General features: G+C 72.6%; 24 protein-coding genes and 1 rRNA gene. 17 read left to right on the forward strand and 8 right to left on the reverse strand.

Features of this window, described 5'->3' with window-relative positions; translation table 11 throughout:
- From rrf to AC156L_RS36665, 3 genes are all read left to right on the forward strand, one after another.
- Positions 1-99, forward strand: a 5S ribosomal RNA gene (rrf, locus tag AC156L_RS36655); the annotation flags it as partial.
- A 239-nt stretch (positions 100-338) separates the two neighbouring features.
- Complete coding sequence (locus AC156L_RS36660) at positions 339-1,907, forward strand: deoxyguanosinetriphosphate triphosphohydrolase family protein (RefSeq protein WP_330878752.1); 1,569 nt, start codon at positions 339-341, stop codon at positions 1,905-1,907.
- A 360-nt stretch (positions 1,908-2,267) separates the two neighbouring features.
- Positions 2,268-5,024 carry a S8 family serine peptidase gene (locus tag AC156L_RS36665; RefSeq protein WP_330878753.1) on the forward strand — a complete coding sequence of 919 codons (2,757 nt, stop codon included), beginning with the start codon at positions 2,268-2,270 and terminating at the stop codon, positions 5,022-5,024.
- A 109-nt stretch (positions 5,025-5,133) separates the two neighbouring features.
- Here AC156L_RS36665 and AC156L_RS36670 read toward each other — a convergent pair whose 3' ends face one another.
- Positions 5,134-5,757, reverse strand: coding sequence for a hypothetical protein (locus AC156L_RS36670; protein ID WP_330878754.1), 624 nt, complete (start codon positions 5,755-5,757; stop codon positions 5,134-5,136).
- A 677-nt stretch (positions 5,758-6,434) separates the two neighbouring features.
- Between AC156L_RS36670 and AC156L_RS36675 the strand changes: the two genes are divergently transcribed.
- From AC156L_RS36675 to AC156L_RS36700, 6 genes are all read left to right on the forward strand, one after another.
- A complete protein-coding gene (locus AC156L_RS36675) occupies positions 6,435-7,019 on the forward strand; it encodes a hypothetical protein (protein WP_330878755.1) in 585 nt (194 codons plus the stop codon).
- Positions 7,016-7,681, forward strand: coding sequence for an acVLRF1 family peptidyl-tRNA hydrolase (locus AC156L_RS36680; protein WP_330878756.1), 666 nt, complete (start codon positions 7,016-7,018; stop codon positions 7,679-7,681). Before AC156L_RS36675 ends, AC156L_RS36680 begins: the two co-directional genes overlap by 4 nt.
- 185 nt (positions 7,682-7,866) lie before the next feature.
- Complete coding sequence (locus AC156L_RS36685; RefSeq protein WP_330878757.1) at positions 7,867-8,271, forward strand: hypothetical protein; 405 nt, start codon at positions 7,867-7,869, stop codon at positions 8,269-8,271.
- 79 nt (positions 8,272-8,350) lie between these two features.
- Positions 8,351-8,815, forward strand: coding sequence for a SigE family RNA polymerase sigma factor (locus tag AC156L_RS36690; RefSeq protein ID WP_484407692.1), 465 nt, complete (start codon positions 8,351-8,353; stop codon positions 8,813-8,815).
- The gene (locus tag AC156L_RS36695) at positions 8,808-9,290 is read left to right on the forward strand and encodes a hypothetical protein (RefSeq protein WP_330878759.1); all 483 of its coding nucleotides are present in this window, start codon (positions 8,808-8,810) and stop codon (positions 9,288-9,290) included. The genes AC156L_RS36690 and AC156L_RS36695 overlap by 8 nt, the downstream gene beginning before the upstream one ends.
- Positions 9,291-9,398: 108 nt before the next feature.
- Positions 9,399-10,580 carry a cytochrome P450 gene (locus AC156L_RS36700; protein WP_330878760.1) on the forward strand — a complete coding sequence of 394 codons (1,182 nt, stop codon included), beginning with the start codon at positions 9,399-9,401 and terminating at the stop codon, positions 10,578-10,580.
- 51 nt (positions 10,581-10,631) lie between these two features.
- Here AC156L_RS36700 and AC156L_RS36705 read toward each other — a convergent pair whose 3' ends face one another.
- Entirely contained in the window at positions 10,632-11,405 is a 774-nt protein-coding gene (locus tag AC156L_RS36705; RefSeq protein ID WP_330878761.1) for an SDR family oxidoreductase, read from the reverse strand.
- Positions 11,406-11,557: 152 nt separating this feature from the next.
- On the opposite strand from AC156L_RS36705, the gene AC156L_RS36710 reads away from it, so the two are divergent.
- The 4 genes from AC156L_RS36710 to AC156L_RS36725 all read left to right on the forward strand — a co-directional run bounded on the left by AC156L_RS36710 (position 11,558) and on the right by AC156L_RS36725 (position 16,437).
- Positions 11,558-13,186, forward strand: coding sequence for an ABC-F family ATP-binding cassette domain-containing protein (locus AC156L_RS36710; RefSeq protein ID WP_330878762.1), 1,629 nt, complete (start codon positions 11,558-11,560; stop codon positions 13,184-13,186).
- 177 nt (positions 13,187-13,363) lie between these two features.
- The gene (locus AC156L_RS36715; RefSeq protein WP_030473247.1) at positions 13,364-13,573 is read left to right on the forward strand and encodes a helix-turn-helix domain-containing protein; all 210 of its coding nucleotides are present in this window, start codon (positions 13,364-13,366) and stop codon (positions 13,571-13,573) included.
- Between the two features lie 67 nt (positions 13,574-13,640).
- Positions 13,641-14,441: an enoyl-CoA hydratase/isomerase family protein gene (locus AC156L_RS36720; RefSeq protein WP_330878763.1), complete on the forward strand. Its 801-nt coding sequence runs from the start codon at positions 13,641-13,643 to the stop codon at positions 14,439-14,441.
- A 97-nt stretch (positions 14,442-14,538) separates the two neighbouring features.
- Positions 14,539-16,437: an ABC transporter ATP-binding protein gene (locus tag AC156L_RS36725; protein WP_330878787.1), complete on the forward strand. Its 1,899-nt coding sequence runs from the start codon at positions 14,539-14,541 to the stop codon at positions 16,435-16,437.
- Here AC156L_RS36725 and AC156L_RS36730 read toward each other — a convergent pair.
- Positions 16,409-18,019: a penicillin-binding transpeptidase domain-containing protein gene (locus tag AC156L_RS36730; protein ID WP_330878764.1), complete on the reverse strand. Its 1,611-nt coding sequence runs from the start codon at positions 18,017-18,019 to the stop codon at positions 16,409-16,411. The two genes, AC156L_RS36725 and AC156L_RS36730, sit on opposite strands and share 29 nt — an antisense overlap.
- A 99-nt stretch (positions 18,020-18,118) precedes the next feature.
- Positions 18,119-18,859 carry an SIS domain-containing protein gene (locus AC156L_RS36735; RefSeq protein WP_330878765.1) on the reverse strand — a complete coding sequence of 247 codons (741 nt, stop codon included), beginning with the start codon at positions 18,857-18,859 and terminating at the stop codon, positions 18,119-18,121.
- Between the two features lie 106 nt (positions 18,860-18,965).
- Here AC156L_RS36735 and AC156L_RS36740 point away from each other — a divergent pair, with 106 nt between their 5' ends.
- On the forward strand, positions 18,966-19,739 hold the full coding sequence (locus tag AC156L_RS36740; protein WP_330878766.1) for a DeoR/GlpR family DNA-binding transcription regulator: 774 nt from the start codon (positions 18,966-18,968) through the stop codon (positions 19,737-19,739).
- Positions 19,732-20,886, forward strand: a complete 1,155-nt coding sequence (locus AC156L_RS36745) for an MFS transporter (protein WP_330878767.1) — start codon at positions 19,732-19,734, stop codon at positions 20,884-20,886. Before AC156L_RS36740 ends, AC156L_RS36745 begins: the two co-directional genes overlap by 8 nt.
- Here AC156L_RS36745 and AC156L_RS36750 read toward each other — a convergent pair.
- From AC156L_RS36750 to dapA, 4 genes are all read right to left on the reverse strand, one after another.
- Positions 20,866-21,441: a nucleotidyltransferase family protein gene (locus AC156L_RS36750; protein ID WP_330878768.1), complete on the reverse strand. Its 576-nt coding sequence runs from the start codon at positions 21,439-21,441 to the stop codon at positions 20,866-20,868. The genes AC156L_RS36745 and AC156L_RS36750 overlap by 21 nt on opposite strands.
- Before the next feature lie 4 nt (positions 21,442-21,445).
- The gene (locus tag AC156L_RS36755) at positions 21,446-21,634 is read right to left on the reverse strand and encodes a helix-turn-helix domain-containing protein (RefSeq protein ID WP_414720024.1); all 189 of its coding nucleotides are present in this window, start codon (positions 21,632-21,634) and stop codon (positions 21,446-21,448) included.
- 83 nt (positions 21,635-21,717) lie between these two features.
- Complete coding sequence (locus AC156L_RS36760; RefSeq protein ID WP_330878769.1) at positions 21,718-22,548, reverse strand: alpha/beta fold hydrolase; 831 nt, start codon at positions 22,546-22,548, stop codon at positions 21,718-21,720.
- Positions 22,549-22,583: 35 nt separating this feature from the next.
- Entirely contained in the window at positions 22,584-23,474 is an 891-nt protein-coding gene (gene dapA / locus AC156L_RS36765) for a 4-hydroxy-tetrahydrodipicolinate synthase (RefSeq protein WP_330878770.1), read from the reverse strand.
- A 74-nt stretch (positions 23,475-23,548) separates the two neighbouring features.
- On the opposite strand from dapA, the gene AC156L_RS36770 reads away from it, so the two are divergent.
- Positions 23,549-24,472: a LysR family transcriptional regulator gene (locus AC156L_RS36770; protein ID WP_330878771.1), complete on the forward strand. Its 924-nt coding sequence runs from the start codon at positions 23,549-23,551 to the stop codon at positions 24,470-24,472.
- Positions 24,473-24,523: 51 nt separating this feature from the next.
- Positions 24,524-25,222, forward strand: coding sequence for an alpha/beta hydrolase (locus AC156L_RS36775; protein ID WP_330878772.1), 699 nt, complete (start codon positions 24,524-24,526; stop codon positions 25,220-25,222).
- Position 25,223: the final 1 nt, after the last annotated feature.

A 25,223-nucleotide genomic window follows, 5' to 3' on the forward strand; every position in this document is an offset into this window, starting at 1 on the left:
GGGGAAACACCCGGTCCCATTCCGAACCCGGTAGTTAAGCCCTCCTGCGCCGATGGTACTGCACTGGTGACGGTGTGGGAGAGTAGGTCGCTGCGGGACAATTTTTCCCTCAGGGGGAGTTCCTTTAAGGGACTCCCCCTGAGGGCTTAGTGCGTTCGGCGGGGCGGGGGTCGCCTGGTGGTGAGGGCCCCCCGATTCACAAGTTAGCGGAGGGGTCCGACAGTTTTCGGCTGGTGGTCGTGACGGTCGGTGGTGGGGTGTTGTCGCGGCTGTAGTGGTGGCTTTGCGGCTGGTCGGGTCGTGGGGGAGTAGTCCGTTCGGTCGTCTACCGTTTCGGCATGGAGAGCGAACACCCCGACCCCCGCACGGCTCGTCGGTCCGGTGCTGTGGGCACGTCGCCCGCCGACCTGACGTCCAGCCCGTTCCGGGCGGACCGGGATCGGGTGGCCAGTTCGCCGTTCTTCGCCCGCCTCGGTGGGGTGACGCAGGTCGTCAGCTCGACCGGGTCGGGGTTGTTGGTGCACAACCGGCTCACCCACAGCCTGAAGGTGGCGCAGGCGGCTCGTGCCATCGCGGAGCGGTTGTGCGCTCGGCCCGAGCTGGTCGGGGTGTTGGACAAGCTCGGTGGGTGCGACCCGGACGTGGTGGAGGCCGCGGCTCTGGCGCACGACCTGGGGCACCCGCCGTTCGGGCACCTCGGGGAGCAGGTGCTGGACCGGATCGCGCGGCACCGGCTCGGGCTCGCCGACGGGTTCGAGGGGAACGCGCAGTCGTTCCGGATCGTGACGACCACCGACGTGCGCGGACCCGCCGCCGTGGGGTTGGACCTGACCGTCGCCGTGCGGGCGGCGATGCTGAAGTACCCGTGGACCCGCCTGTCGCACCCGGAGGCGCACCCGCGGGACATGGCTGCCCCGCCGCGCGGCGCGGCCGAACCGTCGGACGGGCCGGGGACCGGGGCGGCGAAGTTCTCCGCCTACGTGACCGAGCTGGAGGACCTGGTGCAGGCCCGCGCCCCCTACGAGGGGCGGGTCGAGGGGTGGCAGCAGACCGTCGAGGCGTCGGTCATGGACACGGCGGACGACATCGCCTACGCCATCCACGACCTGGAGGACTTCCACCGCGTCGGTGTGCTCCAGCACGCGACCGTCGCGGCCGAACTGGGGACGTGGCTGAACGAGGGCCTCGAACTGGCGGGCCTGTCACGGGCCGAGCTGGACCAGCAGCAGCGGAGGCCGGGGCGGTCGCTGGAAGCGCTGCGGCGCAGGCTGCACGCGAAGGACTCGTGGGCGGTCGACGACGACGCGTTCGCGTCCGCCGTGGCGAAGGTCCGGACCGAACTCGTGGACGGACTGCTGTCCGTGCCGTTCGACGGCTCGGTCGAAGCGGAACAGGCCGTGGCCGGGTTCTCCGCGCGGTGGACCCGGCGACTGGTCGACGCGGTCGGCGTCGTCGAGGAACCGACGACCCGGTCCGGGCACGTGGTGCTCGCGGTCCCGCAGTGGCACGAGGTGCAGGTGCTGAAGTTCGTGCACCGGCGGTTCGTCCTGCTGCGTCCGGACCTGGCGCTGCACCAGCGCGGCCAAGCCCGGCTGATCACGGCGCTCGTGGAGGCGCTGGAGCAGTGGGTGACCGACCGGCACGAGTCCGACCGGCTGCCGAGGCGCCTGCACGACCTCGTCGAACTCGCCGAGACCGAGTACGCGACGCTCGCCCGCACCCAGCCCCGCGCCCTCATCGGCGCGACCGGTGAGGCGCCGACCGGGAAGGACGCGGTGCGCGCGCTCGCCCGCGGCCGGGCGGTCGTGGACTTCGTGGCGTCGTTGACCGACAACCAGGCCGCGGCACTGCTCGAAGCGCTGTCCGGCCGGACGGGTCAGCTGTGGACGGACGCCTTCGTCCTGTGAACGGGGAGAACCACCCGGCACACCAGCGGTGAAGTCCCCGTGGGAATTCCCCGTGACGGCGCAAGGCGAACGACCGCGTGCGCCCACTCGTCCGAACGAGCACCGCCGTTCGGGTGCGGCGACGCGCGTCCATCGCGCGGCAATCCACTGTGAACGGTCAACTCTTGGGTGCCCCGCGTACTGAGACGTCCTCCAAACGGACGCTGACCGTATCCGGGCGGGCACAATACGTTGACGCGGCCGGTTCGATCCGGATCACAGGCCGCGTGCGTCGGGGCACGCTCAACTTCGGGGGAGACGCCCGTGCGCTCACCACTGCACCGTTCGCGAAGAAGATCCCTCATCGCCGCAGGGACGGCGATGCTGTTGGCCACGTTGGGTTCCATCACCCCCGCCCAGGCCGCTCCGGCCAAGGCGGGCAAGGACTTCTCCGACGTGACGGCGAAGCAGATCGCCGCACTCCAGGAGATCAAGAAGTCCACCACCAAAGCCGAGTCCAAAGTGGACAGCGCGCTCGTCGTCGAGCAGCGCCGCCGCTCCTCGGTCGGCACGATGTCGGCGCTGCCGGACCTCAAGACCGGGGTCGAGGTGCAGTCCGGTGACACCGTCCTGGTCGACATCCGCGCCGAGAAGGTCGGCGACGAACTGCTGAACGCCATCCGCGGCGGCGGGGGTGGCATCCGGTCGTTCTCCGTCGAAGGCGCCACCGTGCGCGCGCAGATCCCGCTGTCCCAGATCGGCGCGCTCGCCGAGCGCGGCGACGTCAAGCGGGTCGAGACGGCCGTGGGCGCGATGACCGCGCACCTCGACAAGACCAAGACCACCAAGAGCAAGAAGCCGCGCGCCGAGCTGTCCAAGGAGGCCAAGGCCAAGCAGGTCGAGGCCAAGGCGCGCCAGGCGCTCATCTCCGTGCAGGCCGTGAAGACCGGTGAGGGCGACCGCGCCCACGCCGCCGACACCGCCCGCGCGCAGTTCCACGTCACCGGCACCGGCGTGAAGCTCTGCGCCCTGTCCGACGGCATCGGCTCGCTCACCGCCTCGCAGGCCGCGGGCGAACTGCCCGCCGTCGACGTGCTCACCGGCCAGGCGGGCTCCGGCGACGAGGGCACCGCGATGCTGGAGATCCTCCACGACATCGCGCCCAACGCCGAGCTGGGCTTCGCCACCGCGTTCAACGGCGACGCCAGCTTCGCCGACAACATCAAGGGCCTGCGCTTCCAGCTCGGCTGCGACGTCATCGTCGACGACGTCCTGTACTTCAACGAGTCGCCGTTCCAGGACGGCATCATCGCCCGCGCGGTCGACGCGGTCACCGCCGACGGCGCGGTGTACTTCTCCTCCGCGGGCAACGAGGGCAACGTCGCCGAGGGCACCTCCGGCCACTGGGAGGGCAACTTCGTCGACTCCGGCGTCAGCATCGGGAAGTTCGCGGGCTCGGCCCACGACTTCGACCCGAACCCCAACGCCAAGCAGGTGTTCAACCCGCTGTCGAACAACTCGGGCAACGTGCCGGTCACGCTGTTCTGGTCCGACCCGCTCGGCCAGTCCGCCAACGACTACGACCTCTACGTGACCAACGCGCAGGGTGCGGTCGTGGCGTTCAGCCAGAACCCGCAGGAGGGCACGCACGACCCGTACGAGCGGGTCAACACCCCCGCCACCGGCACCGGTCTGCGCCTGGCCGTGGTGAAGTTCCGCGGTGAGGACCGCTACCTCGCGCTGTCCGCGCTGGGCGGCCGGTTCAAGGACTCCTCCGACGGCCTCAAGAAGTTCGCCACCCCCGGCGTGACCCGCGGCCACTCGGCCGCCAAGGGCGCCATCAGCGTCGCCGCGGCCCCGGCCGCCTCCGCGCTCCCGTTCGACCTGGAGCCCGGTGACCCGGCGAACCCGAAGGGCCCGTACCCCGGCACCTTCACCGCCGACTCGAAGCTGGAGCGGTTCACCTCCGACGGCCCGCGCAAGGTGTTCTTCAAGGCCGACGGCACCCCCGGCGCCGAGACCCGGCAGAAGCCGGACCTCACCGCCGCCGACGGCGTCGCCACCAGCGTGAGCGGCTTCAACCCGTTCTTCGGCACCTCGGCCGCCGCGCCGAACGCCGCCGCCATCGCCGGTCTGATCCTGTCCGGCAACCCGACCCTCACCCCGGCCGAGGTCAAGGAAGCCCTCACGGCGACCGCGATCGACATCGCCGAGCCGGGCACGGACAACCGCTCGGGCGTCGGCGTCGTGCTCGCCGACCGCGCGCTGGCCTACACGGGTGCCAGCCCGCAGGCCCTCGCCACGGCCCAGAAGCCGACGATCGTCAACGACGCCGACGGCAGCCAGTACCTGAAGCCGGGCACCACCTCCACGGTCACCGTGCCGGTGCTCAACTCCGGTGACGGCACCGCCGCGTCCACCAGCGTCGTGCTCACCACGCCCACCGCGGGCGTGACGATCGCGCCGAGGTCGAAGTCCTACGGCAACATCGAGGTCGGCCAGACCGTCACCAACACCTTCAAGGTGACCGTGCCGGGCACGTTCGTCCCCGGTGACCAGGTGAAGCTCGACGCCCGCGTCACGTTCGCCGGTTCCACCTCGCCGACGACCAAGTCGTTCCAGATCGGCGTCGGCGAGCCGTCGCGCGAGTTCAAGCACTTCGCCTACAGCGGTGCCCCCATCGCGATCCCGGACAACAGCACCGTCGGTGCCGGCGTCCAGTTCCCGGTGACCGGCGTCGGCCGGGCGTCGAAGGTGACGTTCTCCGTCGACGGCGACACCTGCTCCACCGCCGACGCGTCGCCCACGGTCGGCATCGACCACACGTTCGTCGGTGACCTGGTCGGCACGCTGACCTCGCCGACGGGCGCGACGGCCACGCTGTTCTCGCGCTCCGGCGCGGCGGGCAACAACCTCTGCAAGGTCGTCTTCGACGACAGCGCGGCGGCGTCGTTCTCCACCGTGACGTCGGCCCTGGCGCCGTTCACCGGCTCCTGGAAGCCCGCCTCGGGGACGCTGGGCTCGCTGACCGCCGGTTCGGCGGACGGCACCTGGACGTTCAAGGTCGTCGACGCCGCGGGCACCGACGTCGGCTCCCTGCGCGCCGTGTCGCTGCACCTCGCGGGGTACGTGTCCTAGTTCGCCCGGTGGTGGCCCCTGACGCGTCGGGGGCCACCACACCACCCCTTCACACGTGAACGGCCCCCGCTGCTCAGCGGGGGCCGTTCACGTGTGAAGGGGGACCGGGTTACTTGGGCCACTCCCAGCGGACGCCGAACACGCCGGGACCGAAGCCCAGCGCCACGGCGTGCACGCCACCGGCGTTGTCCAGCGTGAGGTTCCGGCGCCGCGACGGCGTCTCGTCACCCGCGGGCAGGCTGTACTGCTGGCAGCGCGCGGGCAGGTTCGACTGGTCGAACCTGACCTCGATCACGTACTCGCGCACGGGCAGGCGGAACTTGCGCGCGAAGGTGTTGTTGCCCGCGGGGTAGTGCCCCTCGGGGAAGACCAGTTCGTACTCCATGATGATGGTCTCGCCCCGCGCGAGGGGGCGGTCGAACATCATCTCGGCGACCATGATGTTGGCGTCGGTGTCCTCGGCGACCCTGCCGAGGTGGCAGTTGCGGAGGTTCGCGACCTCCGGCAGCACGTCGGACTCCTCGGTCTCGAACACCAGCGCCCAGCGGTCAGGGCCGTCCTGCTCGGCGCGCAGGATCTGCCGCACCCAGATGGAGCGCTGGCCGCCGTCGGCGGCGATGTCGATGCGGTCGTGCTGGCTGATCCGCCCGAGCTTGACGTCGGAGGTCGTGTCCACCTTGCTGAGCAGGTCGGCGACCCGCTCGCGCCGCGCCCAGAGCGCGTCGATGGGCATCATCGTGGTGGGGCGGCAGCGCCGTCCGCGCGGACGAGGTGGCCCGAGGAGGGCCGACAGACCCGCCTGCGGGACGCCCAGGACGGATTCGAGGTGTCGCAGCGCCTCCAGCGACTCCGGCCGCTCGGGTCGACGACGACCCGACTGCCAGTAACTGAGCGTAGCGACGCTGATGGTGACCCCGCGCAGGCCCAATCGGTGCTGGATGCGGTCCAGGCTGAGCCGACTCGCTTTGATCGCGGCTCTCAGGGCCTCGGGAAACGGTCCCGTGGTCAGGAGCTGCGCCAGACTGCCGTGGCCCGTCGAATCGATGTCTTCGACAGACAGAGTAGGTCGACCGGCAGCGTTGGTCATGGTGACTCCCCGCTGTCATTAGATCACGCCCAAGTGACCCTACCCGCCAACGATTGGTGTTGGTGGCGACCGGATGGAGTCAATGGTTGGTCCGTACGGGTTACACGTTTTCTCTGTTGACGCCTATCTGTCAAGTGGTGATCGTTGGTCCTTCGCCCAGTGTGAACCCGTCGGTAACATTGTGCACGAGGCGCTGGATGTGCGGGAAAACCCCCTTCGGTGTCGGTTGTGCCGTCGTGGTGGTCCGGTGCCGACCGTGCCGGGCCACCAGCGACCGCACACCTACTGGCGACGCCTGATCGGGTGGCTCTACTGTGTCCACGGTGACTTCGGGCCAGGACTACGCCACCGGACCCCACGAGCCGGAGGACGTGCTCGTCGAGGTCGCGCGGGCCGTCCTCGGCCCCGGTGACCACCGCATCATCGACCTGATGGACGTCACGCGACAGCCCTACGGCCGCGTGGTGGACGTGGTGCGCGCCAGCGACGACCTGGTGCCGAGGCTCGCCCACGAGGGTGCCCTCGACCAGGCCTTCCTCCTGGCCCGCAAGTGCCTCCGGCCCGGCGGGATCCTCGTCGCCGCCGTTCCCGAGCTGGACCGGCTCAGCAGGCTCCGCCCGATCACGGCACCGCCGAAGGTCCTCGGCCGCGGCGAGAGCCGCCAGGTGACGGTGCAGCTGTGGGACTGGTCCAACGACGGCGAGTCCTACGAGCTGGAGGTCGTGCAGCTGGAGCGCGCGCTGGGGACGTGGCAGATCGCGTCCTCGGTCGCGACCAGGCACCGCGTCCTGACCCCCGAGCAGATGGCCGAGCAGTTCGCGCTCGCGGGGTTCGGCGCCGTGCAGCGGCTCCTGCCCGGTGAGAGCGGCCACCCGCTGCCGGTGTGGGTCGCGGTGGCCCCCGCTTGAGCCGCGTCCGCGCGGTCGCGGGCGGCGGCCGGGCGGTCGAGGTCGAGCCGGAGCGCCTCGCGGGCTGGTTCGAGCGGTTCGCCGCGCGGCACGGCGGGCTGTCCCGCACGGCGGGCGACGGTGACCGGCTGGTGGTCCACGCGGTCGACGGGACGCGCGCCGAGGTGGACGTGCCGTTCCCCCCGCTCGCCACCCCCACCGTCGCCTGCCTGGTCGAGCACGCGCTGCTCCCGCGGCGGATCGGTCTGCTGCTGGTCCGGCTCGGCGGGCACAGCGTCGGGATCGCGGTGAACGGCGTCGTGGAGGTCTCGACCACCGGCAGCCGCCAGGTGCACGGCCGCTCCAGCGCGGGCGGGTGGTCGCAGCGGCGGTTCGCGCGCCGCCGGGAGGGGCAGTCGCGGGTCGCCCTGGAGGCCGCGGCCTCGGACGCGGTCCGCGTGCTGGCCCCGGCCGTGGACTCGCTGGACGCGGTGGTGCTGGGCGGTGACCGGCAGGCGCTGGACGTGCTGCGCGCCGACCGGCGGCTGGCCGCGGTGTTCGCCAGGGCGGGGGAGCGGGTGCTCGACGTCGCCGAACCCCGCCGCGCCGTGCTCGACGAGGCCGCCGTGCGGGCGCGGGCGGTGGAGGTCGTCGTCCGACCGCCCGAGCGGCATGGCCTGTGACCCGTGTCACCGGAGGGTGGATGGAGGGCGGTTCGATCGGGTTCGGGCCCGGTGACCTGGTCGAACGGCCTGGGCCCCGTTCGGTGGGGCCGGAAGAAGTCGGTGCAACCCGCACGGCGGCCCATCGCATGGATAGGGGTGAGGGCGGCGAACGAGCCGCCCGCCCAACCCCCTAGGAGCAGCAAGTGCGCAAACGACTCGTTGTGGTGGCCGCCGTGGCGCTCGGCGGGATCGGCATCGCCGTCCCCACGATCGCGCTGGCGTCCGGTGGCGGTGACAAGGCGCCTGCGCCCACCTCGACCTCCCGCCCGGTGGTCTCGACGTCCCCGCAGAGCTCGATCCCCACGACGCCGAGCGCGACGTCGTCGTCCGCTCCGGTCGAGGTGACGCCGATGCCGTCGACGCCGGTGGAGGTCACGCCCGCGCCGTCCGCTCCGGTCGAGGTGACGCCGATGCCGACCGTGACCACCAGCCCCGGCGCGTCGGTGCCGCCGGTAGCGTCCACGCCCCCGGCCCCGACGACCACGACCACCACCTCCCCCGGCGTCTCCTACCCCGTGACCACGGCTCCGTCCACCACCAACCGCTGAGCGGGAGAGCACGACACGCGTGACCGACCCGACCTGGAACGCCGAGTTCACCCGGCACTTCGACCTCACCGCCGATTCGATGCGCTTCACGGCCTACCTGCTGTGCGGCAACTGGCACGAGGCCGAGGACGTGGTGCAGGCCGCCTTCCTGAAGCTGTACCTCGCGGGGCCCAAGCTGGCCAGGAGGGACGGCTTGGCCGCCTACACCCGCAAGATCGTGGTGCGCACGTTCATCGGCGAACGCAGGCGGATGAGGTGGCGGCGCGAGAAGCTGACGGATTCCCCGCCGGAGATGCCCTCCGGCGGGGAGCACGTCGAGGACCGGCTCGTCGTGTGGCAGGCGATGTCGGTCCTCGGCGCCCGGCAGCGGGCCGTGCTGGTGCTGCGGTTCTGGCACGACCTGAGCGTCGAGGAGACCGCCTCGGCGCTCGGGTGCTCGACGGGGACGGTCAAGAGCCAGAGCGCCCGAGGCGTGGCGACGCTCCGCCACCGCCTCGGACCCCAGTACGCCGACCTGTGGCAGGAGGTGTCTCGCCGTGCGTGAGGACGACCTGAAGAGCACCTTCGAGCAGTTGCGCGCGGCGCCGATGCCGGTGCGGGGGCTCACGGCCGACGACATCATCAGCAGTGGCGAGGCGGTCAGGAAGCGGCGGCGCACGATGGCCGTCGTCGGCAGCGGCGTCGGCACGACCGCGGTCGTGGTGGCCGCCGTGCTCGCGCTGGCGCTCAAGCCGGGGGACGTGCCGAGCGGTCCCGTCGACCCCGCCGGGCCGTCGAGCACCACGTCGGTGTCCGAGCCCGTCGAGGTCCCGCCGTCCACGACCCCGCCGCCCGAGTCCTCGGTCGTGTCCTCGGCCCCGGAGACGTCGCGACCGCCCTCCACGTCCACGACCTCCACCTCTCCCACCGCGTCCCCCAGCAGCACGTCCGTCCCCGAGGAACCGGTGGTGACGACGACCACCGGCACCGAGGTCACGCCGATGGGCAGCACGTCGATCCAGGTGACCCGGACCCCGTAGTCGCCCCGCTCCTCCCCGGTGTTTGCCGCACGCCCGAAATCCGGATACCGTCATCATCCAGATGATCTGATCATCTGGATTCGACGTCCTCGCACCGGGAGAACCCCCATGACCACCACCCCCGAGATCGACCTCAGCGACCCCGACGTCGTGCGCGACCCGTTCACCTCCTACGGGGACGCGCGGGAGGCCTCGCCGCTGGCCAGGATCCTGATCCCCGGCATGAACCCGCTGTGGGCGCTGACCCGGCACGCCGACGCCCGCGCCGTGCTCGGCGACCCGAGGTTCGAGATCAACGCCGACAGCTTCATCCGCCCGCCCGGCATCCCCGAGCACTGCCTGAGGTACATGCGGACCATGTCCGAGATGGACGGCCCCGAGCACACGAGGCTGCGCAGGCTGGTGTCGCCCGCGTTCACCGCGCGCCGCGCCGCCGAGTTCCGCGGGCGGATCGAGCCGATCGTCGACGGCCTGCTCGACGACCTGCCGTCGCACGTCGAGGACGGGTCGGTGGACCTGCTGCGGCACTTCGCGTGGCTGCTGCCGATCGACGTGATCTGCGAGCTGGTCGGCATCCCGGCGGAGGACCGGCCCGCGTGGCGCGAGCACGCGGCGACCATCGCGGCGGGCCACGGCCAGGGGTTCGCCGACGCCATCCCCGCGATCATGGCGGGTGCCGAGGCCGCCGTGGCGAGCCGTCGCGACGCACCGGACGGCGACCTGCTCGCAGACCTCGTCCGGGTGCGCGACGCCGACGGCGACCGGTTGAGCGAGACCGAGCTGGTCACGCTGGTGTGGCACCTGGTGCTCGCCGGGCAGACGCCCGCGAACCTGGTGCCGAACGCCGTGCTCGCCCTGCACGAGCACCCGGACCAGCTGGCGGCGCTGCGGGCCGACGACTCGCTGATGCCGCGCGCCGTGGAGGAGCTGATCCGCTGGTCCGGCCCGACCCTGCTGGCGATCCCGCGCTACGCCACCGAGGACGTCGAGCTGTTCGGCACCCTCGTGCACCAGGGCGACGCCGTCACGGCCGCCGTCGCGGCGGCCAACCACGACCCCCGCGCGTTCACGGCGCCCGAGGAGCTGGACATCACCCGCCCGTCCGGCGCAGGTCACCTCGGCTTCGGCCACGGCCCGCACTTCTGCCTCGGTGCCTCGCTGGCCAAGGTGCAGACCGAGGCGGCGCTCTCCGCGCTGCTGCGCCGCTTCCCCGCGCTCGCGGTCACGTCGGCGCGGCGCGCGCCCGACCCCGGCACCTGGCGCCTGTCGTCCCTGCGCGTCTCGCTCTGACCGGCGGACGCCGAACCTCCGGACGACGGGGGCCGGGGGTTCGGCGCGCGGTCAGCCGAGGGTGCCGGTGGCCAGCAGCCCGCCGTCCACGCGGACGGTCTCGCCGGTGATCCACGCGGCGGCGTCGGAGGCGAGGAACGCCACCAGCCGGGCGACGTCCTCCGGCGTGCCGAGGCGCTTGAGCGGGTACTGCCGGGACGCCTCCTCCTCGCGGCCGGTGTAGAGCGCTTCGGCGAAGCGGGTCTTCACCACGGCGGGCGCGACGGCGTTGACCCGCACGTCCGGGCCGAGCTGCCACGCCAGCTCCTCGGTCAGCCGGATCAGCGCCGCCTTGCTCGCCCCGTACGCGGCGATCACGCCGGTGGACCGGAGCCCGCCCACCGACGCGACGTTCACGATCGAGCCGCCGTGCTCGGCCATCCACGCCTTCCACACGAGCTGGGTGAAACCCAGTGCCGCCACCACGTTCACGTCGAAGATCTTCCGCACGGCCCCGAGGTCGGCCTCCACGAGCGGACCGAAGACCGGGTTGATGCCGGTGTTGTTGACCAGCACGTCGACCCGCCCGAACCGCTCCAGGACCGCGGCCACGGCCGACGCGCGGTCGTCGTCGTCGCCCGCGTTGCTCGCCAGCGCGAGCACCCGGTCCGGCGGCACCCCGGTGTCCTGCGCGAGCGTCCGCGCGGCCCCGGTGATCGCGTCCGGTTTGCGCCCGGTGATCGCGACCGACGCCCCGAGCGTCAGCAGTTCGTGGGCGATGCCGAGACCGATTCCCCGGCTCGCGCCCGTGACCAGCGCCGTCTTCCCTGCGAACGTGTCCGTCATGCGCGCAAATGTATGCCGGTGCCCACATGTGGCGAATTCGTTGGCGCGCAGCCCGTAGACTGGTGCCGTGGTCATCCTGATCGAGTAGGTCCAGCGCGTGTTCCTCCGCCGACCCCTCTGTTCCGCATGACCACCCCACCTGGAGTTCCGCTGTGATCACGGCTACCAACATCGAGCTGCGCGCGGGTTCGCGCATCCTGCTCTCGGAGGCCAACCTCCGCGTCCAGCCCGGCGACCGCATCGGCCTCGTCGGCCGCAACGGCGCGGGCAAGACGACGTCGCTGCGCGTGCTGGCGGGCGAGGGCCTGCCCTACGGCGGCGACGTGCGCCGCACCGGCGAACTCGGCTACCTGCCCCAGGACCCGCGCGAGGGCGACCTCTCGGTGATCGCGAAGGACCGCGTGCTCTCCGCGCGCGGCCTCGACCAGATCCTGCGGGACATGGAGAAGACGCAGTCCGCGATGGCGGAACTGGTCGACGCCAAGGAGTTGGACAAGGCCGTCACCCGCTACGGCAAGCTGGAGGACCGCTTCTCCGCGCTCGGCGGGTACGCGGCCGAGAGCGAGGCCGCGCGCATCTGCGCGAACCTCGGCCTGGCGGACCGGATCCTGGCGCAGCCGCTGAGCACGCTGTCCGGCGGTCAGCGCCGCCGCGTCGAGCTGGCGCGCATCCTGTTCGCCGCCTCCGAGGCCGGTGTGGGCGCGAAGTCCAGCACGATCCTGCTCATCGACGAGCCCACGAACCACCTCGACGCCGACTCGATCTCCTGGCTGCGCGGCTTCCTCAAGTCGCACGAGGGCGGCCTCGTCGTGATCAGCCACGACGTGGAGCTGCTCGACGACGTGGTGAACAAGGTCTGGTTCCTCGACGCCACGCGCGGCGAGGTCGACCTGTACAACATGGGCTGGAAGAAGTACCTCGAAGCCCGCGCCGCCGACGAGAAGCGCCGCCGCCGCGAACGCGCGAACGCGGAGAAGAAGGCGGGCGTCCTCCTGGCGCAGGCCGACAAGATGCGCGCGAAGGCCACGAAGGCCGTCGCCGCGCAGAACATGGCCAAGCGCGCCGAGAAGATGCTCGCGGGCTTGGACGAGACGCGGGTGGCCGACAAGGTCGCGAAGATCCGCTTCCCCGAGCCCGCCTCGTGCGGCAAGACCCCGCTGATGGCGGAGGGCCTGAGCAAGTCCTACGGCTCGCTGGAGATCTTCACCGGCGTCGACCTCGCCATCGACAAGGGCTCGCGCGTCGTGATCCTCGGGCTCAACGGCGCGGGCAAGACGACGCTGCTGCGCCTGCTCGGCCAGATGGAGCGCCCCGACGCGGGCTCGCTGATCCCCGGCCACGGCCTGAAGGTCGGCTACTTCGCGCAGGAGCACGAGACGCTCGACCACGGCGCCAGCGTGTGGGAGAACATCCGCCACGCCGCCCCGGACACCCAGGAGCAGCAGCTCCGGCAGCTCCTCGGCACGTTCCTGTTCAGCGGCGAGCAGCTCGACCAGCCCGCGGGCACCCTGTCCGGTGGCGAGAAGACCCGGCTCGCGCTCGCGGGCCTGGTGTCCAGCGCGGCGAACGTGCTGCTGCTCGACGAGCCGACGAACAACCTCGACCCGGCCAGCCGCGAGCAGGTCCTGGACGCGCTGCGCCGCTACCAGGGGGCCGTCGTCCTGGTCACGCACGACCCCGGAGCGGTCGAGGCCCTTGAGCCCGAGCGGGTGATCCTTCTCCCCGACGGGACCGAGGACCACTGGTCCGCGGACTACCTGGAACTCGTGCAGTTGGCCTGAGCCAAGGGAAGCAGCCCTTTTCGGCAAGCGTGATCAAAGGGGTGGCTGTCCGTGATCATGTGGTCACGGACAGATCATTTTGCATGATCGCCTGGCGTTCTGCCCCGTCGTGTTCGATCATTGCGACGACAGGGGCCCGAAAGCGGCCCGACCTGCTCGGACGGAAGGCGGGACATGGTGGCTGACCTGAAGAAGGGCGCCCGGATCACCGGCGCCACACGGGACAAGCTGGCCGCTGACCTGAAGAAGAAGTACGAAAAGGGCGCGAGCATCCGGGCGTTGGCTGAGTCGACCGGGCGCTCCTATGGCTTCGTCCACCGGGTTCTGTCCGAGTCCGGTGTCACGCTGCGCGGTCGAGGTGGCGCCACCCGAACCAAGAAGAAGTAAGCTACCCTCCGGTAACAACAGGGCGCTGAACACTGGGTGGCGCCTGCCCGGACCCGGAGGTTCCAGCATGTCGGCCACACCCATCGATGCCGGTCTGCTGGAACGTGGCGGTGTGCGGCTCGTCGTGGACGGGCCGCGCGCGACCATCACCCTCGACCGCCCCGATGTGCTCAACGCGCAGACGCCTTCCACCTGGCAGGCGTTGCGGGCGATCGGTGCAGGCCTGGACCCGGACGTCCTCGTGGTGGTCGTCCGGGGTTCTGGTCGTGCGTTCTCCGCCGGACTGGACCGGCGGATGTTCGCGGGCGGGGTGCCGGGGGAGCCGGGGCTCTCGGAGATCGTGGCGCGCGGGCCCGAGGCCGGTGCGGCGCTGATCGCCGAGTTCCAGGAGGGTTTCCGCTGGCTGCGCGACCCGTCCAGGCTGACGGTGGCCGCCGTGGCGGGCCACTCGATCGGGGCCGGGTTCCAGCTGGCCCTGGCGTGCGACGTGCGGATCGTGGCCGAGGACGTCTCGTTCTCCATGGCGGAGACGTCGCTGGGCCTCGTGCCCGACCTCGGTGGGACGCTGCCCCTGGTCAGGGCGGTGGGGTACTCGCGCGCCGCCGAGATCTGCGTGACCGGGCGCCGGGTGGGCGCCGAGGAAGCGCTGCGGATCGGCCTCGCGAACGCGGTCGTGCCCGTCGACGGCCTGGACGCCGCGGTGGACGAGTTCACCGCCCCGGTGCTGCGGGCGATGCCGGGTGCCGTGCGGGAGACGCTCGCGTTGATCGCCGCCGCCGCGGGTGGCGCGTCGGCGGGGGAGCAGTTGGCGCTGGAGCGCGAGGCGCAGCTGCGCAGGCTCGCGGAGTTCGCCGCCCTCGCCCAGTAGCCCCACCGGCGGTTCGCCTGTCGGCGAACAGGGAAGCACGCTGTTCCACGTGGTGTTGACTCACGACGTGGACAGTGGATTCGGTGGTTGGGGCCTGATGATGAGCGCGATGCGCGCGGCCGACGCGCCCAAGGGCGTTCGAGCGGGCACGTTGCGCAGAGTGCTCACGTTCGCCCGGCCGCACCGGGCGAAGTTGATCGCGTTCCTGCTGCTCACCGTCGTGTCGTCGGTGCTGGCGGTGAGCACGCCGCTGCTGGCGGGCCGGGTCGTCGACGCCATCGTGCAGGGCCGCGCGGTCTCGGTCGTCGTGTGGCTGGCCGTCGCCATCGCGGTGATCGCCGTGGTCGACGCCGCGCTCGGCCTGGCCGAGCGGTGGCAGTCGACCCGCATCGGCGAGGGCCTGATCTACGACCTGCGCCGCGCCGTCTTCGAGCACGTGCAGAGGATGCCGGTCGCGTTCTTCACCCGCACCCGCACCGGCGCGCTGGTCAGCAGGCTCAACAACGACGTGATCGGCGCCCAGCGCGCGTTCACCTCGACCCTGTCGGGCGTGGTCACCAACGTCATCCAGCTGTCGCTGACCCTGGTCGTGATGCTCACCCTGTCGTGGCAGGTCACCGTGCTCGCGCTCCTGCTGCTGCCGGTGTTCGTGCTGCCCGCGCGCCGCATGGGCAACCGGATGGCCGACCTCCAGCGCGAGGCGGCGAACCTGAACGCGGGCATGACGACGCAGATGACCGAGCGGTTCTCCGCACCCGGCGCGACGCTGGTGAAGCTGTTCGGGCGCCCGCGCGAGGAGGCCGAGGAGTTCGGCGACCGCGCCCTGCGCGTGCGCGACATCGGCGTGAAGACCGCGATGGCCACCCGGTGGTTCATGACCGGCCTGACGCTGGTGTCCGCGCTGGCCCAGGCGCTGGTCTACGGGCTCGGCGGGTACCTGGCGCTGACCGGGCACCTCGCGGCGGGCACCGTGGTGTCGCTGGCGCTGCTGCTGTCGCGGCTCTACGCGCCGCTGACCGCGCTGGCCAACGCGCGGGTCGACGTGATGACCGCGCTGGTGTCGTTCGAGCGGGTCTTCGAGGTGCTCGACCTCAAGCCGATGGTCGCGGAGGCCGACGAGCCCAAGCGCGTGCCCGACGGCCCGGTCTCGGTGGAGTTCGCCGACGTCCGGTTCGGCTACCCGTCGGCGGACAAGGTGTCGCTGGCCTCGCTGGAGTCGGTGAGCACGCTCGACACCCGCGGCGGCCAGGAGGTGCTGCACGGCATCAGCTTCACGGCCGAGCCCGGCCAGCTGGTGGCGCTGGTGGGGTCGTCCGGGGCGGGCAAGTCGACGATCGCCTCGCTCGTCCCCCGGCTGTACGACGTGGAGTCCGGCTCCGTCCGGCTGTCCGGTGTGGACGTCCGCGAACTCGGGTTCGACGACATCCGCGGCGCCGTCGGCGTCGTGACGCAGGACGGGCACCTGTTCCACGACACGATCCGGGCGAACCTGCTCTACGCGCGCCCGTCGGCGAGCGACGAGGAGCTGCGGGACGCCGTCGCGCGCGCCCGGCTGGAGACGCTGGTCGAGTCGCTGCCGGACGGGCTGGAGACCGTCGTCGGCGAGCGCGGGTACCGGCTGTCCGGTGGCGAGCGGCAGCGGTTGACCATCGCGCGCCTGCTGCTGGCCCGGCCCCGCGTGGTCATCCTGGACGAGGCGACGGCGCACCTGGACTCGGAGTCCGAGTCGGCGGTGCAGGCCGCGCTGACCGAGGCGCTGCGGGGCCGGACCGCGCTGGTGATCGCGCACCGGCTGTCCACGATCCGCGCGGCCGACCAGATCCTGGTGGTGGAGGACGGGGAGGTCGTGGAGCGCGGCAGCCACCAGGACCTCCTCGCCGCCGACGGCCGCTACGCCGAGCTCCACCACACCCAGTTCGACGAGAATCCCCAGGTCAGCGTGGTGACGACGCCGAAGTTCTCCCTCGTCACAGAGCGCCCAGGAACGCCCCTGTGACGGCGACCGCCGCTGTCGACGAGCCGCCGTCCACCACCAGCACCGCGAACGCGACCGTGCCCCGGTAGCCGACGAACCAGCCGTGCGAGCCGGTGCCGTCGCCGAACTGGGCGGTGCCGGTCTTGCCGAACACCTGGCCGTACGGGGCGAGCGCCGTCGCGGTGCCGCTGGTGACGACCTCGCGCATCATCGGCCGCAGGGCCTGGGCGACCCCCGCGGGCAGACCGGTGGGGGCGGTGTTGACGACCGTGGGGATCTCGCGGATCAGCGTCGGCGTCGGGGTCCGCCCGGTCGCCACGGTCGCGGCGGCCAGCGCCATGCCGAACGGCGTGGTCTGCACCGTGCCCTGGCCGATGCCGTTCTCCACCCGCGACGCGACGTCCTGGGCCGGGGGGACCTTGCCGGTGTTGGTGGTGAGGCCCGCGACGGTGAAGTCGGCGCCGATCCCGAACCCCAGCGCCGCGTCCGTCAGCGCCGTGGCGGGCAGGCCTGCCGACAGCGTGCCGAACGTGGTGTTGCAGGACCGGGCGAACGCCGTGCGCAGCGGGACCTCGCCCAGGTCGAACCTCCCCTCGTTGGGGATGCGCCGGGTGCCGATGGTGGCCTCGCCGGGGCACTCGACGGGCGTGTCGACGGTGACGCCGCCGTTCGCCATGGCCGCCGCGGCGGTGACCACCTTGAACGTCGACCCCGGTTCGTGCAGGTAGCCGAGCGCGATCGGTCCGGTGGCGGTCGCGGCCGCGTTCTGCGCCACGGCCAGGACCTCGCCGTTGGTCGTGTCGAGGGCGACGACCGCCGCCTGCCGCGGGACGCCGTCGACGGCCGCCTGGGCCGCGTTCTGCACGGAGGGGTCGAGGGTGAGGGTCGCGGACTTCGTGACGACCGCCGCCTTCTCCTCCAGGGTGGTCACGGGCGCGCCCGCCGCGTCGACCGCCACGACCTGCCAGCCCGGCGTGCCGCCGAGGCCGCCCACGGCGGTGCGGACGCCCGGCATGATCGCGGAGGCGTAGGCGCCGGTGTCCGCGGGGACCGGTTGGCCGTCGCGGTCCAGCAGCGCGCCGTCACCGGACAGCGGGAGGAACTTCAGCGACTGGTCCTCGGCCAGCCGCGGGTGCAGCACCGCCCGCGTCCAGTGCACGCGCCACCGCGTGGCGTCCCGCTCGAGGTCCACCGTCGTCCGGTACGACCACGGGGCACCGCCGGGCAGCGTCCACGCGAGGTCCACCGCGACCGTGGCCGCGGTGTCGTCCGCGGTCGCGGTGGACGCCGAGCCCACCACGGCCGCGACCGTCGCGGGCCCCATCCCGGCCTTGACGCTGTCGAGCACCGGCACCGCGGCCTGCTCGGCATCCGTCTGCGCCGCCGCCGTCGCCGTGTCCCCGGCGGCGAGGGCCACGAAGAAGTCCTTGGCGACCGCGGCGGGCCCGGCCACCGCCGGGGTGGACGCGGTCACCTTGGAGCCCGGTCCACCCGCGGTGTCGGGCCCGGCGCCCGCCAGGACCACGGCACCGCCGACCCCGATCACCGCCGCCGCCGTCAGGCCTCCGGTGACCAGCACGATCCGGCGCGTTCTCGCGTTCATCTACCCGATACCCCCCACGTGCGGCCAACCCCTGCCCCGCAACGTAGCGAGCGGGTGTGGAGGTTCGGTGGCGATTCGGCGGTGAAGTGCCGGATCCCGTCAGCCCAGCTGCGGGATCCGGGTCTGGTAGTGCCGCAGCAGGTCGGCGTTCGCCGCGTCGCCGCCCTCGACGTTGGCGCTCCGCCACAGCGGCAGCTCCACCTTCTGCTCGGCGGCCTTGTCGTGGAGCCGCACCATCAGCAGGTTCCACAGGAACGCCGTGGCGACCGTGGAGATCGCCGCCGTCACGGGCTTGTCGGCGGGGTAGGTGGCGTCGCCGGGCGGCACCACGTTGTCCAGCACCACGGTCGCGACCTCGGCGAGGGTGGTGCCCGCGCGGCGCGGGGCCAGTGCGCTGGCCGCGACCGAGGTGACCGCGACGACCGGGCAGCCCGCGTCGACGGCCTGGATCGCCAGCTCGACGGGGTAGGGGTTCACGCCGGAGGTGGAGAACACGAACAGCACGTCGTGGGCGGCGAGACCGGTGTCGCGCAGCACCTCCGCGGCCAGGCCGGAGCGGCGCTCGGCGGCGGTGCTGCTGATCGCGCCGTGCATCGGCAGCAGCTCGGGGTGGTAGACGGGGCGCACGCACGCGAGGCCACCCGCCCGGTAGAACGTCTCCGCCACCGCGGCCAGCGAGTGGCCCGCGCCCGCCGTGAGGAGCATGCCGTCGGCGAGCACGCTCGCCAGGACCAGCTCGGCCACGTCGTCGAGCGCGGACGCGTTCTGCTGCTCCACCCTCAGCAGGTGGTCGCGCACCACGTTGCCATAGTCGGATCCGGTCACGGTCTCGCTCGTCATGCGGTGATCCTCCATCGTCGCGGGGCGGCAGTGGTCCACACCACTGGGCACGGGTAGTCCTACCTGATGGATGGTCTTCGCGAAAGCCTTGTGGTTCGAACAAGTCATGTGTTCGTATGAACACGTGGAAAGTGCGAAGCGGCATGAGCTGATCCTCCAGAGCCTCCGCCACGGTGAACGGGTGACCGTGGCGGCCCTCGCGGAGCTGATCGGCTGCTCGGAGATGACCGTCCGGCGGGACCTCGACACGCTGGAGCGCGACGACCTGCTGCGCCGGGTGCGCGGTGCCGCCGTGGGGATGCTGACCGGCGAGGAGACCCCGTACGCCGCGCGCGGCAAGCACCGGCTCGACGTGAAGCGGCGCATCGCGCTCGGCGTCGTCGAGCTGATCGACGACGGCGAGAGCATCGTGGTCGACGGCGGCACCACGACGCTGGAGGCGGCCCGGCTGCTGGTCGACCGCAGGCTGACCGTGCTGCCGCTGAACCTGCACGTCGCCAACGCCCTCAAGGGCGCCGACCGCGTCCGCCTGGTGCTGCCCGGCGGAGACCTGCGCCCCGGCGAGCTGTCGTTCATCGGGCCGCTCACCGAGCACGCGTTCGAGGTCATGCGCTTCGACACCATGGTCCTCGGCAGCTGCGGGCTGAGCGTGCGCAACGGCATCTCCTCGCACGACCTCCAGGAGGGCGCCGTGAAGAAGGCCGCCGTCACCGCGTCCGCCCGCGTGATCGCCGCCGTGGACAGCTCGAAGTTCGGTCGCACCGCCTTCGGCCGCGTGTGCCCGATCGAGGCGATCGACGTCCTCGTCACCGACGAGGACGCCCCGGCCGACGAGGTCGCCGCCCTGCGCGACGCCGGAGTGGAGGTCCACCTTGTCTGACGCCCTGCTCACCGCGCGGCCCGGGGTGGCGCGCGTGTCCACCGCGCTGGTGTTCGCGGTGCACGCCGCCGTGTTCGCCGCGTGGACCCCGCACATCCCCGACGTGAAGGACCGCCTCGGCCTCAACGACGGCACGCTCGGGCTCGCCCTGCTGGGCGCCCCCGTCGGGTCGGTGGTCGCGATGCTCGCCGCCGGTGGCGCCATCGCGAGGTGGGGCAGCAGGCGCGTGGTGCTGCTGACGTTCCCCGCCTACGCCCTCGTCTCGCCCGCGCTCGGCTTCGCGCCGTCGCCGGTGCTGCTGTTCGTCGCTCTCGCGTTCTGGGGCGGGTTCCAGGGCGCGCTCGACGTGGCCATGAACTCCCAGGGGATCGCGGTCGAATCCGCCTACGGCAGGCCGATCCTGTCGAGCTTCCACGCCTGGTGGAGCGCGGGCGCGTTCGTCGGCGTCGGGATCGGCGGGGCGGCCGTCGCGTTCGGGGTCGACCTGCGCACCCAGATGATCGTGTTCACGGTGCTGCTGCTCCTGGCCGCGTGGCCGTTGACGCGCGGCATGTTCGGCGACGACCGCGCGGTCGACGAGCACAAGCTCGGCCTGCCGTGGCGCGACCGCCGCGTGCTCGTCCTGGGCGCCATCATGTTCGGCGGCCTGCTCTGCGAGGGCGCGATCGGCGACTGGGCCGCGGTCTACCTGCGCGACACCGTCGGCGTGCCGGTCGGGCGGATCGGGCTCGGCTACGCGGTGTTCGCGGTGATGATGTTCCTCGGCCGGGTCGGCGGCGACGGCTGGGTCGCGCGGTTCGGACCGGCGCGCGTGGTCGGCGTGCTGGCCGCGCTGGGCGGCACCAGCTTCGCCATCGCGCTGATCGCGGGCCAGTTCTGGTTGGCGCTGCTGGGTTTCGCGCTGTTCGGCCTCGGCATCGCGTGCATCGTGCCGGTGGTGTTCAGCTCCGCCGCGGCGCAGTCCGACGCGCACGCCGGGCAGGCCATCGCCGGTGTCGCGACGGCGGGCTGGGCCGGGTTCCTGCTCGGGCCCCCGCTGATCGGCCTGCTCTCGCACGCCACGTCGCTGACGCTCGCGCTCGCCGTGCTCCCGGTGTGCTGCCTGGGGATCGCGCTGGCGGCGAGGTCACTGCGCCCAGCGGGCTAGGTCCTCCACCCGGTCCACGTCCGCGCCGTCCGCGACGTCCTCGCACGGCACGGCGAGCACGTCGTGGGCGCGCAGGTAGTCGCGGGCGCCCGCGTCGCCGGTCGAGGTCGCGAGGACACCCGCCCAGTGATCGCGGCCGATCAGCACGGGGTGACCCGGCTCGCCGTGGAAGGAGGCCCTGGCCAGCGCGTCGGGGGTGGCCAGCGCCGCCAGCCGTCGCACGGCCTCGGCGGTCACCCCCGGTGTGTCCACGGGGAGCACCACGACGGCGGTGGCGGAGGTGGCCGCCACCGCGGTCAGCCCGACGCGCAGCGAGGAGCCCATCCCGGTCGTCCAGCCGGGGTTGTCCAGCACGAGCGCGGGGCCGAGCGACGCCCGTGCCCTGACCTGCTCCGCGGCGGCGCCGAGCACCACGACGACCGGGTCGCACCCCGCCAGCCCCAGCGTGCCCGCCGCCGACTCGACGAACAGGGACCCGCGGTGGGAGACCAGCGCCTTCGGCGTGCCGAACCGGCGCCCGGCTCCGGCGGCGAGCAGCAACCCGGCGATCGACATGCCCTCAGACTAGGGCCTCGTGTCCGATCAGGTCGGCTCTGCGGCCCACGCCGAGCTTCCGGTACACCCTGGTCAGGTGCTGTTCGACCGTGCTCACGGTGATGTGCAGGCGTTTCGCGATCGCTCGGTTGGTGTGGCCGGCGGCGGCGAGGGTCGCGACTCGCCACTCCGAGTAGGTCAACTCCTTCGTCATGCCCTGATCACGTTGTAGAAGCTTCAACGGTTCACGTGTGGCCGACATTCGCCACGGGGGAATTCCCGCCGCGGGGCGGGCGTTCAGCGCACGGACAGGTGGGCGATCAGCAGGCTGCTCAGCAGCTCCGACGCCTCGTCCGGGATCCAGTGCGACACGTCCTCCACCATCTGGAAGTGGTAGGGCCCGCTCACCCAGTTCTCCGTGTCGAACGCCGCAGCCGAACCGAACGCGGGGTCCTCCGTGCTCCAGATGTACATCGTCGGCACGGTCACCTTCTCGACCCGGCTGCCCGCGCGGCTCGCCCGGTACCAGTTGAGCGCCGCCGTCATCGCGTCCGGCTCCGACAGCCGCCGCACGTACTCGTCGACCTTGCTCGGCGACACCTTCCACTCGAACAGCCTGCGCAGGGCCTCGCCGTCGTTGTCGAGCATCCGCTTCTCGGTGTTCGAGTTCCGCCACTCGGTCATGTACGCCGACCGCGCGTGCTGGTCCTCGTCCGTGCGGATCGCGTTCGCCAGCGCCGCCGGGTGGGGCGTCGACACGGCCGTCAGCGACCGCAGCCGGTCCGGGTGGTCGGCGGCGGTGTGCCACGCGACCGCGGCGCCCCAGTCGTGGCCGACGAGGTCGAACACCGGCCACGCCAGCTCGTCCGCGACGGCCAGCACGTCGCCCACGAGTTCGCCGGTGCCGTACTGGGCCACGGTCGTCGGCCGCACGCCGGGGGAGTAGCCGCGCTGGTCGGGCGCGACCGCCCGGTAGCCCTGCGCGCCGAGCACCTCCACCTGGTGGTCCCAGCACGACGCGCCCTGCGGGAACCCGTGCAGCAGCAGGACGGGACGGCCGTCCTCGGGACCCGCGCCGATGGCGTCGAAGGTGCCCGCGGGGGTGGGGATGCTCAGGTGTTCGACCACGGCCGGACTTTAACGCGTGGCTCCCGCGCCCGCGCTCAGACGGGCGCGGCGACGGTCGCCAGGGCGCTCGCCAGCCGTTCGAGGTGCGGCGGCGGCGATTCGAGCAGCGGCAGGCGCACCGACGCGTGCGGGATGATCCCGAGCGCGGCCAGCGCGGCCTTGGCCATGATCGCCCCCTGGGACGTCCTCATGACGGCGTCCACCAGCGGGATCAGCGACCGCTGGAGGGCCCTCGCCGAGTCGAGGTCGCCGCCGCGGACCGCGCGGATCAGCTCGGCGTTGCGGTCGGCGACGACGTTGCCCACGACGCTGACCACCCCCGTCGCGCCGCACGCGAGGTAGGCGAGGTTCAGCTCGTCGATGCCGCAGTAGTAGGCCAGGGGCGTGCGGGCCATGACGGACACCGCCTCGAACAGGTCGCCCTTGGCGTCCTTGACCGCCCGGATCCGGGGGTGGTCCGCGAGGTCGACCAGCGTGGCCTCCTCCATCGCGGTGCCGGTGCGCGCCGGGATGTCGTAGAGCATCACCGGCAGGTCGGTGGCGTCGGCGACGGTCGTGCAGTGCGCCACCACCCCGGCCTGGGTCGGCCGGGAGTAGTACGGGCAGACGAGCAGCAGCGCGTCGGCCCCGGCGGCCTCGGCTGCGCGGGCCCGGTCGGCGCTGGCGGCCGTGTCGTAGGTGCCGACCCCGGCGATCACCCGAGCCCGGCCGTGCGACCGGTCCGCCACGGCGCGCACGAGCCGGGCGGCCTCCGCGTCGGTCAGGGTGGGCGACTCCCCGGTGGTCCCGCCGACGACGATCCCGTCGCAGCCGGTGGCCAGCAGGTGGTCCACGAGCGCGGCGAGCCCCGGCTCGCAGAGCGCGCCGTCGGGGGTCATCGGGGTCACCATGGCGACGACGTTCGAGCCGAAGAGCTGATCGGTCATGGCTCCGATGCTGCCCGCGCCCCACTGCTGCGGTCCAGCGATGGTTTTTTGCCGGTACCGCGTAGCGTTGCTTCATGGTTGACGTCGGCGCGTTGCGCGCGTTGCGGTCGGTGGCCGAGCTGGGAACGCTGTCGCGGGCCGCCGACGAGCTGGGGTTCACGGCCTCCGCGGTGTCCCAGCAGATCAAGAGGCTGGAACGGCAGGTCGGTGTGCCCGTGCTCGCGCCCGCGGGCCGCGGGGTCGTGCTGACCCCGGCGGGCCAGGCCGTCGTCGACTCGGCGTCGGAGGTGTTCCAGGCCCTCGAACGCTGCGTCGAGGCGGCCAGGTCCGCCTCCGAGGGCACACCGAGCGGCGTGCTCCGGGTGGCCGCCTTCTCGACCGCGGTCCGCGGGCTGCTCGCACCCGCCATCCCCCGGCTGTCCGCGCGCCACCCCGACCTGCGCGTCCACGTCGTCGAGCGCGACCCCGACCAGGCCCTCCACGCCGTCGAGTCCGGCGCGGCCGACCTCGCCCTCGTCCACGACGCCGACGGGCTGCCGCCGTCCCCGCCGCCCTCGGTGGTCCAGCGCCACCTGCACACCGACGTCGGCGACCTCGTCGTGCACCGGGAGCACCCGCTCGCACTCGTCGACGAGCCGCTCGACCGCGCCGACCTCGCGGGCCACGCCTGGGTCACCAGCCCGCCCGGTTCGGTGTGCCACCAGTGGTTCCGCCGCCTGATCGCCGACGTGCCGGGGGAGCACGACGTGCGCCACCTGGTCGACGACTTCGCCACCCAGCTCTCCCTGGTCGCCTCGGGTGAGGTGGTCGCCCTGATCCCGCGCCTGGCCCGCCCGCCGCTGGGCGAGGAGCTGGTCTCCCGGAGGCTGCGGCGGCGCCCGGAACGGGCGGTGACCGCGGCCTGGCGGCGCAGCGCCGACGCCAGTCCGGCCGTCCGCGCGGTGCTCGCCGAACTGCGTCCCCCGACCGGACCGCCCGACGGCGTGAAGTCCCTGTGATCTGGATCGCACTGCCCAACCGCGGGGTGGGGCCGTCACGAACATGACGGCATGGAGCCCCAAGTCGACGTGCTCGCGGCCTCGGCCGACGTGCGCGCCGTGGCACTCGTGCTGCACGGTGGACGGTCGCGCGGCCACGGCCGGGTGACCCGCTACCAGCTCGCCGTCCTGCGGATGCTGCCGTTCGGCCGAGCCCTGCACGCCGCGGGCCGCCGCCGCGGCCTGGAGGTGCGGATGCTCCGCTACCGCGTGCGCGGCTGGAACGCCCCCGACCTCGACCCCGTGCGCGACGCCCGGTGGGCGCTGGCCGAGGTCGAGCGCGAGCACCCCGGCGTCCCCGTCGTGCTCGTCGGCCACTCCATGGGCGGGCGCACCGCGCTGCGCGTCGCCGACCACCCCGCGGTGGTGGCCGTGTGCGCGCTGGCCCCGTGGATCGAACCCGGTGAACCGTTCCGGCAGCTCGCGGGCCGGTCGCTGCTCATCGCCCACGGCGACCGCGAGCGGATGACCGACCCCGCCGCGTCCTACCGGTACGCCGTGCTGGCGAAGACGGTCGCCGACCGGGTCGCCAGGTTCTCCGTGCAGGGCGACGGCCACGCGATGCTCAAGCGCGCCCGCGACTGGACCCGGCTCGTCGTGGACTTCGTCCTGGGCGAGCTGGGGTTCGAACCGAGGGCGCCCCACATCGCGAACGCCATGCGGGAACGCGCGCCGGACGGCTTGGACGTCCCGCTCAAGACAGCACACTGAC

The organism is Umezawaea sp. (assembly GCF_057122925.1).